This window comes from Micromonospora sp. DSM 45708, assembly GCF_039566955.1.
In the GTDB taxonomy this organism is placed as follows: domain Bacteria; phylum Actinomycetota; class Actinomycetes; order Mycobacteriales; family Micromonosporaceae; genus Micromonospora.
This window is the reverse complement of record NZ_CP154796.1, coordinates 979,742-992,844: the sequence shown is the minus strand read 5'-3', so window position 1 is coordinate 992,844 and position 13,103 is coordinate 979,742. Positions and strand designations below refer to the sequence as shown.

At 73.7% G+C, this 13,103-nt stretch carries 14 protein-coding genes and 1 riboswitch; of the genes, 6 read left to right on the top strand and 8 right to left on the bottom strand.

Going from position 1 to position 13,103, the window contains the following annotated elements; genetic code table 11:
* Window position 1 precedes the first annotated feature (1 nt).
* A riboswitch (TPP riboswitch) is annotated at window positions 2-108 on the top strand.
* Window positions 109-181: 73 nt separating this feature from the next.
* The 5 genes from VKK44_RS04815 (at window position 182) to gndA (ending at window position 5,669) form a co-directional block, all read left to right on the top strand.
* A complete protein-coding gene (locus VKK44_RS04815; RefSeq protein WP_343445615.1) occupies window positions 182-772 on the top strand; it encodes an ECF transporter S component in 591 nt (196 codons plus the stop codon).
* A 107-nt stretch (window positions 773-879) separates the two neighbouring features.
* A complete protein-coding gene (locus tag VKK44_RS04810; RefSeq protein ID WP_343445614.1) occupies window positions 880-2,322 on the top strand; it encodes an ABC transporter ATP-binding protein in 1,443 nt (480 codons plus the stop codon).
* Window positions 2,319-3,119, top strand: coding sequence for an energy-coupling factor transporter transmembrane component T family protein (locus tag VKK44_RS04805; RefSeq protein ID WP_343445613.1), 801 nt, complete (start codon window positions 2,319-2,321; stop codon window positions 3,117-3,119). Before VKK44_RS04810 ends, VKK44_RS04805 begins: the two co-directional genes overlap by 4 nt.
* A gap of 682 nt (window positions 3,120-3,801) precedes the next feature.
* Entirely contained in the window at window positions 3,802-4,098 is a 297-nt protein-coding gene (locus VKK44_RS04800) for an MTH1187 family thiamine-binding protein (protein WP_343445612.1), read from the top strand.
* Between the two features lie 128 nt (window positions 4,099-4,226).
* Window positions 4,227-5,669, top strand: a complete 1,443-nt coding sequence (gene gndA / locus VKK44_RS04795; RefSeq protein WP_343445611.1) for an NADP-dependent phosphogluconate dehydrogenase — start codon at window positions 4,227-4,229, stop codon at window positions 5,667-5,669.
* A 75-nt stretch (window positions 5,670-5,744) separates the two neighbouring features.
* Here gndA and VKK44_RS04790 read toward each other — a convergent pair whose 3' ends face one another.
* From VKK44_RS04790 to recO, 3 genes are all read right to left on the bottom strand, one after another.
* Window positions 5,745-5,930 carry a hypothetical protein gene (locus VKK44_RS04790; RefSeq protein ID WP_107155717.1) on the bottom strand — a complete coding sequence of 62 codons (186 nt, stop codon included), beginning with the start codon at window positions 5,928-5,930 and terminating at the stop codon, window positions 5,745-5,747.
* Between the two features lie 67 nt (window positions 5,931-5,997).
* A complete protein-coding gene (locus VKK44_RS04785) occupies window positions 5,998-6,774 on the bottom strand; it encodes an isoprenyl transferase (RefSeq protein WP_281938541.1) in 777 nt (258 codons plus the stop codon).
* A 32-nt stretch (window positions 6,775-6,806) separates the two neighbouring features.
* Window positions 6,807-7,682, bottom strand: a complete 876-nt coding sequence (gene recO, locus VKK44_RS04780; protein WP_343445610.1) for a DNA repair protein RecO — start codon at window positions 7,680-7,682, stop codon at window positions 6,807-6,809.
* A gap of 102 nt (window positions 7,683-7,784) precedes the next feature.
* Between recO and VKK44_RS04775 the strand changes: the two genes are divergently transcribed.
* A complete protein-coding gene (locus tag VKK44_RS04775; RefSeq protein WP_343445609.1) occupies window positions 7,785-8,627 on the top strand; it encodes a DUF4097 family beta strand repeat-containing protein in 843 nt (280 codons plus the stop codon).
* 12 nt (window positions 8,628-8,639) lie between these two features.
* Here the strand turns inward: VKK44_RS04775 and VKK44_RS04770 are convergent, their stop codons facing one another.
* From VKK44_RS04770 to ybeY, 5 genes are all read right to left on the bottom strand, one after another.
* A complete protein-coding gene (locus VKK44_RS04770) occupies window positions 8,640-9,845 on the bottom strand; it encodes an acyltransferase family protein (RefSeq protein ID WP_343445608.1) in 1,206 nt (401 codons plus the stop codon).
* Between the two features lie 120 nt (window positions 9,846-9,965).
* On the bottom strand, window positions 9,966-10,862 hold the full coding sequence (gene era, locus VKK44_RS04765; protein WP_343445607.1) for a GTPase Era: 897 nt from the start codon (window positions 10,860-10,862) through the stop codon (window positions 9,966-9,968).
* Window positions 10,859-11,245, bottom strand: a complete 387-nt coding sequence (locus VKK44_RS04760) for a cytidine deaminase (RefSeq protein ID WP_343445606.1) — start codon at window positions 11,243-11,245, stop codon at window positions 10,859-10,861. Before VKK44_RS04760 ends, era begins: the two co-directional genes overlap by 4 nt.
* Entirely contained in the window at window positions 11,238-12,644 is a 1,407-nt protein-coding gene (locus VKK44_RS04755) for a hemolysin family protein (RefSeq protein ID WP_343447669.1), read from the bottom strand. The genes VKK44_RS04760 and VKK44_RS04755 overlap by 8 nt, the downstream gene beginning before the upstream one ends.
* On the bottom strand, window positions 12,620-13,093 hold the full coding sequence (gene ybeY / locus VKK44_RS04750) for an rRNA maturation RNase YbeY (protein ID WP_343445605.1): 474 nt from the start codon (window positions 13,091-13,093) through the stop codon (window positions 12,620-12,622). Before ybeY ends, VKK44_RS04755 begins: the two co-directional genes overlap by 25 nt.
* Window positions 13,094-13,103: the final 10 nt, after the last annotated feature.

Genomic DNA, 13,103 nt, shown 5'->3' with positions numbered 1-13,103 from the left:
TCACATCCGACAGGGGAGCGCACAGCGCTGAGAGTGCGGGCCGGTGCCCGCAGACCCTCGAACCTGATCTGGGTAATGCCAGCGCAGGGAGTTCGGTCGACCTCCAGCCGCGTCGACGTCCGGGCACACCGGGCGCGGCGTGCGTCTTCTCCTGGTTCGCCTCGAGCAACTGGGAGCAACCGTGAACCACACCGACAGCAACCGCTGGCGTACCGTCGACATCGTCGTCGCCTCGGTCATCGCCGTCGCCTTCGGCGTCGTCTTCTGGGCCTGGGGCCTGCTCTGGAGCGCCACCGACGCGGCGTTCGCGTTCTTCCCGCCGGCCCAGGCGGTGCTCTACGGCGTGTGGCTGATCCCGGCGGTGCTCGCCGGCCTGATCATCCGCAAGCCGGGCGCCGCGCTCTACTGCGAGACGGTCGCCGCGATCGTCTCCGCGCTGCTGGGCAGCCAGTGGGCGGGCATCGTGATCCTTCAGGGCCTGATGCAGGGCGTCGGCGCGGAGTTGGCGTTCGCCGCGTTCCGCTACCGCTCGTTCAAGCTGCCGGTGGCGGTGCTGGCCGGTGCGCTCACCGGCCTGGGCGCGGCGATCTTCGACTTCGTCTACTGGAACAAGGCGTACGAGCTGACCTCCTACCGCATCCCGTACGCGCTGATCACCATCGTCAGCGCCACCGTCGTCGCCGGCGTCGGCGCTCACCTGCTGACCCGCGCGCTGGCCAACACCGGCGTCCTGGACCGCTTCCCCGCCGGCCGGAACCGCGCCCTGGTCTGACCGCCCGCCCACCCCGTTGATCAAGGAGTTTGCGTCAGCCGGGTGCGGTTTCCCTGACGCGAACTCCTTGGTCAACGAGGCTGGGCCGGAACGGGAGGGGTGGCGCGGTGAGCGGGGTGGTGCTTCGGGGGTTCGGGTGGCGGCACGGGGGGCGCCGGGCCTGGGCGGTGCGCGAGGTGGACCTGCGCGTCGAGAGCGGGGAGCGGGTGCTGCTGCTCGGCGCGTCGGGGGCCGGGAAGAGCACGCTGCTGGCGGCGCTGGCCGGGCTGCTGCCGGAGGACTCCGGCGAGCAGGAGGGCACCGTCGAGATCGACGGGCTGGACCCGCGCAAGGCCCGCGAGCGCGTCGGCGCGGTGTTCCAGGACCCGGAGACCCAGCTCGTGATGGCCCGCTCCGGTGACGACGTCGCGTTCGGGCTGGAGAACCGCGGCCTGCCGGCCGAGGAGATCTGGCCCCGGGTGGACGAGGCGCTGCGCCGGGTCGGCTTCCCCTACCACCGGGACCGCCCGACCGCCGCGCTCAGTGGCGGCGAGCAGCAACGGCTGGCCCTGGCCGGGGCGCTCGCGCTGCGGCCGGGACTGCTGCTGCTCGACGAGCCGACCGCCAACCTCGACCCGGCCGGAGCCGCGCTGATCCGCCGGGCGGTCACGGAGGCGGTCGACGCGGACACCACGCTGATCCTGGTGGAGCACCGGGTCGCCGAGGCGCTGCCGCTCGTCGACCGCGTGGTGGTGCTGGAACCGGGAGGCGGCGTACGCGCCGACGGGCCGCCCGGCGCGGTCTTCGCCGCGCACGGCGAGGCGCTGGCCGCCGCCGGGGTCTGGGTGCCCGGGCACACCGCACCGCCGCGCCCCGCCACCGCGCCGGCCGGAGACGTGCTGCTCACCGCCGACCGGCTCGGCCTACCGCCCCGGCTGGCCCCCACCGACCTCCGGGTACGCGCCGGCGAGGCGCTCGCCGTCCTCGGCCCGAACGGCGCCGGCAAGTCCACGCTGGCGCTGCTCCTCGGCGGCCTGCTGCGCCCCGGCACCGGCACGGTCACCGCGACCCCGGAACTGGCCGGCCGGGACGCGCGTACTCCCCCGTACCGCTGGCGGGCACCGGCGCTGGCCCGCCGGATCGGTTCGGTCTTCCAGGACCCGGAGCACCAGTTCGTCACCGGCACGGTCCGTGACGAACTGGCGCTCGGCCCGCGCCGGACCGGACAGTCCGAGGCGGCGGCGACCGCCACCGTGGACGCGCTGCTGCACCGGCTGCGGCTGGACCGGCTCGCCGGCGCCAACCCGTACACCCTCTCCGGTGGGGAGGCGCGGCGGCTGAGCGTGGCGACCGCCCTGGCCACCGCGCCCCGCCTGCTGATCTGCGACGAGCCCACGTTCGGGCAGGACCGGCGCACCTGGCTGGAGCTGGTCGACCTGCTCGCCGAGCTGCGCGACGCCGGCCACGGCGTGGTCGCGGTGACCCACGACGCGGACTTCGTCGCCGCACTGGCCGATCGGACGCTCACCCTGGACCGCCCGACCGCCGACCCGGACGGGGTGGACCCGTGATCGGCCTGGAACCGGTGGCGACGCCCGGCGCCCCGCTGGCCCGGCGCAACCCGGTGGCGAAGCTGGCCGCCGCGATGGTGTTCACCATCGTGCTGGTGGCGACGCTGGACCCGGTCGCGCCGGCCATCGCCATCGCGGTCGAGCTGGCCGTGCTGCCGCTGTTCGGGGTCCGCTACCGGGTGCTGGCCCGCCGGGCGTGGCCGCTGCTGGCCGCCGCCGTCGGCATCCTGGTCACGCTGGTGCTCTTCGCCGCCGACCGGTCCGGCCCGGTGCTGGTCGAGGCCGGGCCGGTGCTGGTCACCCAGGGCGTCCTGGTCACCGCGCTCGGGCTGGTGCTGCGCATGCTCGCGGTGGCGCTGCCCGGCATCATCGTGTTCGCCACCACGGACCCGACCGATCTGGCCGACGCGCTGATCCAGAACGCGAAGGCGCCGGCCCGGTTCGCCATCGGCGCGCTGGCCGCGTTCCGGCTGGTGCCGCTCCTCGAACAGGAGTGGCGGATGATCAGCATGGCCCGGCGGGCCCGGGGCGTGGACGCCGGCCGCAACCCGGTGGCCAAGCTGCGGCTCTTCGCGTCCACCGCGTTCACGCTGCTGGTCGGCGCGATCCGGCGCGGCACCCGACTGGCGGTGGCGATGGATGCCCGGGGCTTCGACGCGGGCACCCCGCGTACGGTCGCCCGGCAGCAGCGCTTCACCCGCGCGGACGCCCTGCTCGTGCTCGCCGCCGCCGCACTGGCCGCCGCCGCGCTCACCACGAGCATCGCCCTGGGCACCTTCCGCCCCCTGATCGGCTGACCCCGCGCCCCGCGCCCCGCGCCGTGATCATGAAGTTGGCGGCGGCTGTTGTCCGTTCTGCCGCCGCCAACTTCATGATCAACGCCGTCGGAGGGAGATCTTGGAAGGAACGTGCCCTGGAGGGCCTGGAGCTTCCGAGATCTGTGGCGGTCAGCTCCGCCGGAAGGCGTAGAACCGGTTCTGGCCGGCGCGCTGGCTGCGCCCGGTCAGTCGGGCGTCTCGGCCGCCGGGCGGGCCCGCCTTCGGTGGTACCGGGCGAGCCGGCGCCGAACTGGCCGACGCCGCAGCGGGTGACGCCGCAGCGGGCGGAGGGGAACCGGGCAGGGTCGACGGCGTCGACGGGGACACGGTGGGCGAGTCGAGATCCGCCGGCGTCAACCCCAGCGGGGACGGCGACGACGTGCGGGACTTCTTCGGGCTGCGCTTCGCGGGCATCCGCGGGCCTCCTGTCTGTCGGACGCGCCGGTCAGGGACGCGCCGGGCGGCGCCCCGGTGCGATCCGACCACGACGGACACCGCGGACAACGGCGGCGGGAAGCGGATGCGGACGCCCGGAGCAGGACGGGTCCACGGCATCTGCGGCGGTGGACCGGGCTCGGAGGTGGGGCGTCAGTTACGCATACCGGAACGCTAACCCGACGCCCGCACGTTCCGCACCCGAATTACTGGCACCATCGTCGGCATGCTGATCGCATTCTCGATCACCCCGCTCGGCGTGGGTGAGTCAGTGGGCGACCCGGTCGCCGACGCCGTCCGGGTGGTCCGCGAGTCCGGCCTGCCGAACCGGACCGACGCCATGTTCACCACCGTCGAGGGTGAGTGGGACGAGGTGATGGCGGTGGTGAAGCGGGCCGTCGACACCGTCGCGGCACAGGCGCCCCGGGTCAGCCTGGTGCTCAAGGCCGACCTGCGTCCCGGCGTGACCGACGCGTTGACCGCGAAGGTGGCGCACGTCGAGGCGCGTCTCGCCGAGGGCTGAGACGCACGGCCACCGGTTCCTCACCCGCCGTGCATCTCCGGTCCGCTACCCCCGGCGATCGCGATACGGTCGCAGCACGACAGCGAGGACGGTCGCCGGACGAGCGAGGACGAGAGGTGGCGGTACGCATGGCAGAGCAGGCGACGGCGCAGATCGGGGTCACCGGTCTGGCGGTGATGGGTCGTAACCTGGCCCGGAACCTGGCCCGCAACGGCTTCGCCGTGGCGGTGCACAACCGGTCGCCGGAGCGCACCCGCAGCCTGGTCGCCGAGCACGGCGACGAGGGCACGTTCGTGCCGTCCGAGTCGCTCGCCGACTTCGTCGCCTCGCTGGAGCGGCCACGCGCGGTGATCGTGATGGTGAAGGCCGGCGCGCCGACCGACGCCGTGATCGACGAGCTGATCCCGCTGCTGGAGGAGGGGGACATCGTCGTCGACTGCGGCAACGCGCACTTCGCCGACACCCGCCGCCGGGAGGAGGCGCTGCGCGGGCACGGGCTGCACTTCGTCGGCACCGGCGTCTCCGGTGGCGAGGAGGGCGCGTTGCGCGGCCCGAGCATCATGCCGGGCGGCTCGGCGGAGTCCTACCGCAAGCTCGGGCCGATCTTCGAGAAGATCGCCGCACAGGTCGAGGGCGAGCCCTGCTGCCGGCACATCGGGCCGGACGGCGCCGGCCACTTCGTCAAGATGGTGCACAACGGCATCGAGTACGCCGACATGCAGCTCATCGCCGAGGCGTACGACCTGTTGCGGGCCGGCCTGTCGGCGAGCCCGGCGGAGATCGCGGAGATCTTCCGGGAGTGGAACAGCGGCGAGTTGGAGTCGTTCCTGATCGAGATCACCGCGGACGTGCTCGGGCACACCGACGCGGCGACCGGCCGTGCGTTCGTGGACGTGGTGCTCGACCAGGCCGAGCAGAAGGGCACCGGTCGCTGGACCGTGCAGAGCGCGCTGGACCTGGGCATCCCGATCACCGGCATCGCCGAGGCCACGTTCGCGCGGTCGCTGTCCGGCCACGCGGACCAGCGCGAGGCCGCCCGCCGGGTGTTCGCCGACGCCGGTGAGAAGTGGCAGGTGGAGGACCGGGACACGTTCGTCGAGGACGTGCGCCGCGCGCTGCTGGCCAGCAAGATCGTCGCGTACGCGCAGGGGTTCGACCACATCCGCGCCGGCAGCCGGGAGTACGACTGGAACATCGACCTGGGTGGCACGGCCACCATCTGGCGGGGCGGCTGCATCATCCGGGCCCGCTTCCTGGACCGCATCCGGGAGGCGTACGACGGCGAGCCGGAACTGGCGACGCTGCTGGTCGCGCCCTGGTTCGCCGACCGGGTCAGCGCCGGCGTCCCGGCCTGGCGGCGGGTGGTGGCCGACGCGGCCCGGGCGGGCGTGCCGACCCCGGCCTTCGGGTCGTCGCTGGCCTACTTCGACGCGTTGCGGGCGCAGCGGTTGCCGGCCGCGCTGATCCAGGGTCTGCGGGACAACTTCGGCGCGCACACCTACCACCGGGTGGACCGGGACGGCGCGTTCCACACCCGCTGGGCCGGCGACCGCTCCGAAGTGGAGGGCTGAGCCGCACCCCGCTCACGGACGGGAAACAGAACGCCCCGCGTCACACGCGGGGCGTTCTGTTCATCGCTGAACAGGTCAGAAGAACCGACGCCGCTTGGCCTTCTGCGGCCGGAGCAGGTCCGCGCCCTTGGTCAGCAGGCGGCTCACCCCGGTCGGCCCGCGACGGGCCTCCAGCGTGTGGCTGAGCCGGCGGGCGCCGGCCGCCGCCAGCGGCACGGCGACCGCCATGACCGCCCACTGCCCGATCCGCTTCTGAATCATGTGGTTCACCTCCGCGTTTGCTGTTGTCCCTACCGGTACCCAGCGCGTCGCGTCGGTAAGCGTGAACTCAGACTCCCGGGGCCACCGGGTTGGGCAGGGCGCCGCCGAAGCGGCGGTCCCGCTGGGCGTACAGCTCGCAGGCGTACCAGAGGTGCCGGCGGTCGAAGTCGGGCCAGAGCGTGTCCAGGTAGACCAGCTCCGCGTACGCGGTCTGCCAGAGCAGGAAGTTGGAGATGCGCTGCTCGCCGGAGGGACGCAGGAACATGTCCACCTCGGGCACCTCGGGGTGGTAGAGGTAACGGGCCACCGTCTTCTCGGTGACCTTGTCCGGATGCAGCTTGCCGGCGGCGACGTCCCGGGCGATCGCGGCGGCGGCGTCGGCGATCTCCGCCTGGCCGCCGTAGTTGACGCAGAACTGGAGCGTCAGCGTCGAGTTGTCCCGCGACATCTCCTCGGCGGTCTGCAACTCGGAGATCACGCTCTTCCAGAGCCGCCCGGCCCGACCCGACCACACCACCCGGACGCCCAGGTCGACGAGCTGGTCCCGGCGGCGGCGGATGACGTCGCGGTTGAAGCCCATCAGGAAGCGGACCTCGTCCGGCGAGCGACGCCAGTTCTCGGTGGAGAACGCGTACGCCGACAGGTAGGGAATGCCCATCTCGATCGCGCCCTCGACGGTGTCGAACAGGCTGTGCTCGCCCTGCTCGTGCCCCTTGGTGCGGGGCAGCCCCCGCTCCTTGGCCCAGCGGCCGTTGCCGTCCATCACGATGGCGACGTGCCGGGGCACCGCGGCGGGCGGCAACGCCGGCGGCCGGGCACCGGACGGGTGCGGGGTCGGCGGCACCGGCTCGCGGCGGTGCGCCCTCGTCGATCGGATCACTCGGTCATCTCCCTGTCCACACCAGCGACGGCGGGCCCGGCGCCGGTGCGCGGCGGGACCACACCCGGCCCCGCGCCGCCGGGCGGCGGGACCGCGCCGGGCGCCGGGGCACCCCGGTCGACCAGCGGCAGCGAGCGTAGCGCGCGCTCCAGATGCCACTGGAGGTGCGCCGCGACCAGCCCGCTGCACTCCCGGCGTACGCCGGTCCCGGCGGCGTCGGCGTACGCCCAGTCGCCGGTGGTCAGCGCGGACATCAGCACGAACGTGGCCGGCGCGGGATGGGCGGCGCCGGGCGGCCGGCAGTCCGGGCAGACGGCGCCGCCGGCCGGCACCGAGAACGCGCGGTGCGGGCCCGGCTCGCCGCAGACCGCGCAAGCGGCCAGCGCCGGCGCCCAGCCGGCGAACGCCATGCCGCGCAGCAGGTACGCGTCGAGCACCAGCGTGGTGGCGTGATCGCCGCGGGCCAGGGACTTCATCGCGCCGAGGGTGAGCTGGAACAGCCGCAGCGACGGCTCCCGCTCGACCGGGGTCAGCCGTTCGGCGGTCTCGGCGATCGCGCTGGCCGCCGTGTAGCGGGGATAGTCGCCGAGGAACCGCTTGCCGTACAGCTCGATCGCCTCGACCTGGCTCACGGTGTGCAGCGAGCTGCCCTGGTTGCCCTTGGGGTCCCCGGCGAGCTGGAGGTCGACGTGGCCGAACGGCTCCAGCCGGGCGCCGAACCTGCTGGTGGTGCGCCGGACGCCCCGGGCCACCGCGCGCAGCCGGCCGTGCCGGCGGGTGAACAGCGTGATGATCCGGTCGGACTCGCCCAGCTTCTGCACGCGCAGCACCACCGCGTCGTCGCGGTAGAGCTGTCGGCGGTACCCGGCCATCGGGCCATTCTCCCTCGGGGTGCGATCTCAGGGTCGGCTCGGGGTGGACCGGCGGGCGATCCCGGATGTGGCGGTCGCCCGGCCGACCCTAGTGTGCTGGCCATGGCTTCGCTCCGAACGGCGCTCCGGCCGCGCGCCACCGCTTCCCGGCCGCACGGCACCTCTTCCCGCCCGCGCACGGTGGTGGCCGCGACCGCGACGGCCGCGCTCATCGTGCTCGCCGGGTGTGACACCCTCTCGTTCCGCCGGCTCGACTACGACCAGACCGAGCGCGCGAAGGTCACCCGGATCACCGTGGACGGCAGCAACGGCGCCGGGGACGTGGTGGTGCGGGCCACCGGCCCGGCGGACCAGGTGCGGATCAAGCGCGTGGTCCGTTACCAGGGCGGCGAGCCGAACAGCCGGTACGAGATCAGGGGCGACGAGCTGGTGCTGCCCACCGACTGCGGGCACCGGTGCAGCATCTCCTGGGAGGTGACCGCGCCGTCCGGCGTGGCGGTCCGGGGCGGCACCGGGGCGGGCAACGTCGACCTCAGCGACGTCGGGGCGGTCGAGTTCACGCTCAGCTCCGGTGACCTGACCGTCAACGGGGCGAGCGGCGAGGTCCGCGCCACCACCACGGCGGGCAACATCCGGCTGGCCGAGGCCGCCGGTCCGGTCCGGCTGCGGGCCAGCTCCGGTGACATCGAGGCCCGCCGGCTCGCCTCCGCGGTCGACGCGGAGGCCACCTCGGGCAACCTGACCGTCGAGCTGGATCAGCCGGCCCCGGTCCGGCTGCACGCCACCAGCGGGGACGTCGACCTCGCCGTACCGGCCGGCCGGTACCGGGTGCGGGCGGACGCGAAGTCCGGCGACACCGACGTGCAGGTGTCGAACGACCCGGGCGCGTCCCTGCTGCTCGACGTGACCGCCACCAGCGGCAACGTCACCGTCAGCAACCGCTGAGCCGGCCGCCGCTCAGTCGGCGGCGCGGTGACCGGCCGCCCCGGCGGCGCGGCTCCGGGGTGGCCCGCCGTCCGCGTCCGCCGGCGGTCCCTGGGCTCGGTCGCCGGGCCGGGGGCGGGGTGCCGGCACCCGGGCCCCGGCGCCGACCAGCCGGCTCGCCGCGCCGGCCGGGGCCGGGCTGGCCGGCGCGTCCGCCGCCCGCTCCGTCACGGTCCGCCGGGGCTTGCCGGGCACCAGTTCCGGGGTACGCCGGGCGGCCACGTCCTCGACCCAGCCGACCAGCAACGTCACCACGCCGACGAGCACGAAGACCAGCCCCACCCGCAGCCACAGGCCGACCGGGTCCCGCGGCGACCAGCCGACCAGGCCGACCAGCGGGGTGAGCGCCACCACGAACGGCATGTGCCAGAGATAGACGGTGAGCGCCCGCCGGTTCACCACGGTCACCGCCCGGCCGAGCGCCGGGACCCGGTCGATCCATGCCGCGCCCGTGGGGGCCCGGCCGATCGCCACCAGGATGAACGCGGTCGCCCAGAGCGCGTTGCCCAGCGGAATGTCGTTGATGTCGTAGCCGCGCGGCCCGGGATGGGTGACGATCCAGCTCAGACCGGCCACGGCCAGCCCGCCGGCGACCGGCAGCAGCACCCGGTTGCGCATCCGCCGCAGCAGGCCGTCGTGGTGGGCGAAGCCGAGCAGCCACGCGCCGAAGTAGAGGCCGAACTCGCGCAGCACCGTCGGCGGGTTCAGCAGGATGCCGAACTCGATGGCGGCGAGCAACGCGTACGGGGCGGCCAGCGTGGGCAGCGGCGCGCGGCGGAACAGCCAGAGCACCGGCGGTGAGACGAGCACGAACCAGAGGTAGTCCCGCAGGTACCAGATCGGGCTGAGCGCCAGCCCACCCCAGTAGTTGGCCGGCGGGTCACCGATCGGGAAGAGCCAGAGCAGCACCCTGGGGCCGAACGTCAACCCGGTGAACAGCATCGCCGGCACGAAGACCGCGGCGAGCACCCAGAGCGAGGGCAGCAGCCGACGCAGCCGGCGCGCCACCGCGGCCACCCCGCTGCGGTCCAGCGACGCAGCCATCAGCGACCCGGCCAGCGCGAACATCACCGCCATCGCCGGAAACACCAGCGTGAGCGTGGCGTAGCCGGTGACGTGGTAGGTGACGACGCGCAGGATGGCCAGGAAGCGGAGCAGGTCGAGGTAGCGGTTTCGCATCAGCTCGCAGCGGGGTCCGGGGGCAGGGACACTGGTCCCTACCCTGCTCCGCCATGCTGTGAAACGCGTAAAGACGCCCATGGAACGTGAGATGCCCCATAGGTCTGGCTGATCCGGCCCTCAGAAGCCGAGCTTGCGCAACTGCTTCGGGTCGCGCTGCCAGTCCTTCGCCACCCGCACGTGCAGATCCAGGTAGACCCGGGTGCCCAGCAGCTCCTCGATCTGCCGGCGGGCGGTGGTGCCGACGTGCTTGAGCCGGCTGCCCCGGTGACCGATGACGATCGCCTTCTGGCTGGACCGCTCCACGTAGAGATCCGCGTAGATCTTCGTGAGGTTGCCCTCCGGGATCATCTCCTCCACCACCACGGCGATGGAGTGCGGCAGCTCGTCCCGGACCCCCTCCAGCGCCGCCTCCCGGACCAGCTCGGCGACGAGCACCTGCTCCGGGTCCTCGGTGAGCATGTCGTCCGGGTAGAGCTGGGGCGACTCCGGCAGATAGCCGGTCATCACGTCCACGAGCGTGTCGACCTGGTGACCGGAGACCGCGCTCACCGGCACCACGGCCGCGAACTCGCCCAGCTCACTCACCGCGAGCAGTTGTTCGGCCAGGCGCTTCTTGTCCACCAGGTCGGTCTTGGTGACCACGGCCAGCACGGTGGCCTTGAGGCTGGCCAGTTCGCCGGTGATGAACCGGTCGCCCCGGCCCACCGGCTCGTTCGCCGGGACGCAGAGCCCGATCACGTCGACCTCGCTCCAGGTCTCCCGGACCAGGTCGTTGAGGCGCTCGCCGAGCAGCGTGCGGGGACGGTGCAGGCCGGGCGTGTCGACCAGCACGAGCTGCGACTCCGGCCGGTGCAGCACCGCCCGGATGACGTGCCGCGTGGTCTGCGGCTTGCTCGACGTGATCGCGATCTTGGTGCCGACGATCGTGTTGGTCAGCGTCGACTTGCCGGCGTTCGGCCGACCGACGAAACAGGCGAAACCGGCCCGGTAGGGGCGGTCCCCGGACGCGGTCACTCGACCACCGTGCCGAGCACCGTGCCGTCCGGCGCGGCCACGTGGATCGGCGCGTCGGCGGAGAGGTCACGGACCGCGGCGTGCCCGGCGCCGTCGAGCGTCGACGCCTCGGTCACCACCACCGCGGCCTCCAGCCGGCTCGCGCCCGCGGCCACCGCCGAGGCGACCGCCAACTGGAGCGCGGTCAGGGTCAGCGACGGCAGCGCCACGCTGGCCGCCGCGTACGTCCGGCCGTCCTGGTCGCGGACCGCCGCGCCCTCCACGGCCCCCACCCGGCCCCGTGCGCCCCGGGCCAGCACGACCAGCTTGCCGTCCTCGGCGCTCAGCTCGGCCGGGTCGGCGGGGGTGGGCCGGGCAGCCGGCACGGCGGGTGACTCAGGCATCGGCGGGTTGCCTCTCCTCGGAACGGTTGTGGTTGCCACGGGACTCGGTCGGATCGGGCCGCCCCGCGCCGTCGGACGCGGAACCCGGCTCGGAGCGGCTCACCAGCACGGTGTCGATCCGGTTACGTCGGCCGGTGGTGCCCTCGGCGATCAGCCGCAGACCGGCCACCTCGGCCTCGGCGCCCGGGATGGGCACCCGGCCGAGCGCCTGGGCGAGCAGGCCGCCGACCGTCTCCACCTCGTCGGTGGGCAGCTCGGTGTCGAACAGCTCGCCCAGATTCTCCACCGGCAGCCGGGCGGTCACCCGCACGGCCCCGTCCGGCAGATGTTCCACCGGTGGGCGTTCGACATCGTACTCGTCGGTGATCTCGCCGACGATCTCCTCCAGGATGTCCTCGATGGTGACCAGCCCGCCGGTGCCGCCGTACTCGTCGACCACGATGACCAGGTGGTTCCGGGCCGCCTGCATCTCGGAGAGCAGGTCGTCCACCGGCTTGGACTCCGGCACGAACGTCGCCGGGCGCATCAGCTCGGCCACCGGCATCTGCCGCGCCCCCCGGTCGCCCTGGGTACGCCGGATCAGGTCCTTGAGGTAGAGCACGCCGAGCACGTCGTCGACGTTCTCGCCGATCACCGGGATGCGGGAGAACCCGGACCGCAGGAAGAGCGCCAACGCCTGCGCGAGCGTCTTGCGTTCCTCTATCCACACCATCTCGGTGCGCGGCACCATCACCTCGCGGGCGATCGTGTCCCCGAGCGCGAAGACCGAGTGGATCATCTGACGCTCGCCGTGCTCCACCACACCGCGCTGCTCGGCCAGGTCGACCAGCTCACGCAGCTCCACCTGGGTGGCGAACGGACCCTCGCGGAAACCCTTGCCCGGGGTGACCGCGTTGCCGATCAGGATCAGCAGCGACGCCAGCGGGTTGAGCGCGCGACCCAGCCAGCGCACCAGCGGCGCGACCGCCCGACCGACCGCGTAGGCGTGCTGCCGGCCCAGCGTGCGCGGCGCGACACCGACCACCACGAAGCTGACCACCGTCATCGCCCCGGCGGTGACCAGGGCCGCCCGCCAACCGGCGCCGAACGTGTCCACCGCCACCAGCGCGACGAGCGTGGTGGCGGTCAGCTCGGCCAGCAGGCGGAGCAGGAGCAGCAGGTTGAGGTGGCGGACCACGTCGCCGGCGACCGCCTGGAGGGCCCGCGCGCCGCGCGCGCCGTCGCGGGTCAGCTCGGCCGCACGCGCCGGGGAGACCGCGGCCAGCGCCGCCTCGGTCATCGCGATCAGGCCGGCGAGCACCACCAGCCCGGCCCCGAAGAACAGGAGCTGGAGATCGGGCAGGCCGGCCGGGGCCGCCGCCGCGAAAGTGACCATCACCGGGACCGGGTCGACCGCCAGCTGGCCAGCAGCCGGGCCTGGAGACCGAACATCTCCCGCTCCTCCTCGGGCTCGGCATGGTCGTAGCCGAGCAGGTGCAGCACGCCGTGCACGGTGAGCAGGTGCAGCTCGTCGGCGGCGGAGTGCCCGGCGGTGGCCGCCTGCTTGGCGGCCACCTCCGGGCAGAGCACGATGTCGCCGAGCAGGGCCGGCTCGCCGCCGGCCGGGCTGCTCTCACCCGGACCGTGGTCGACGCTGCCCTCGTCCATCGGGAACGCGAGCACGTCGGTCGGGCCGTCACCACCCATCCAGCGGTGGTTCAGCTCCGACATGTATTCGATGTCGACCAGCAGCACGGACAGCTCGGCGAGCGGGTTGACCCCCATCTCGTCGAGGGCGTGCCGGGCGACGGCGAGCACGGCGTCGGTGTCGACGTCGACACCGGACTCGTTGGCGATCTCGATGGACAACTGTCTTCCT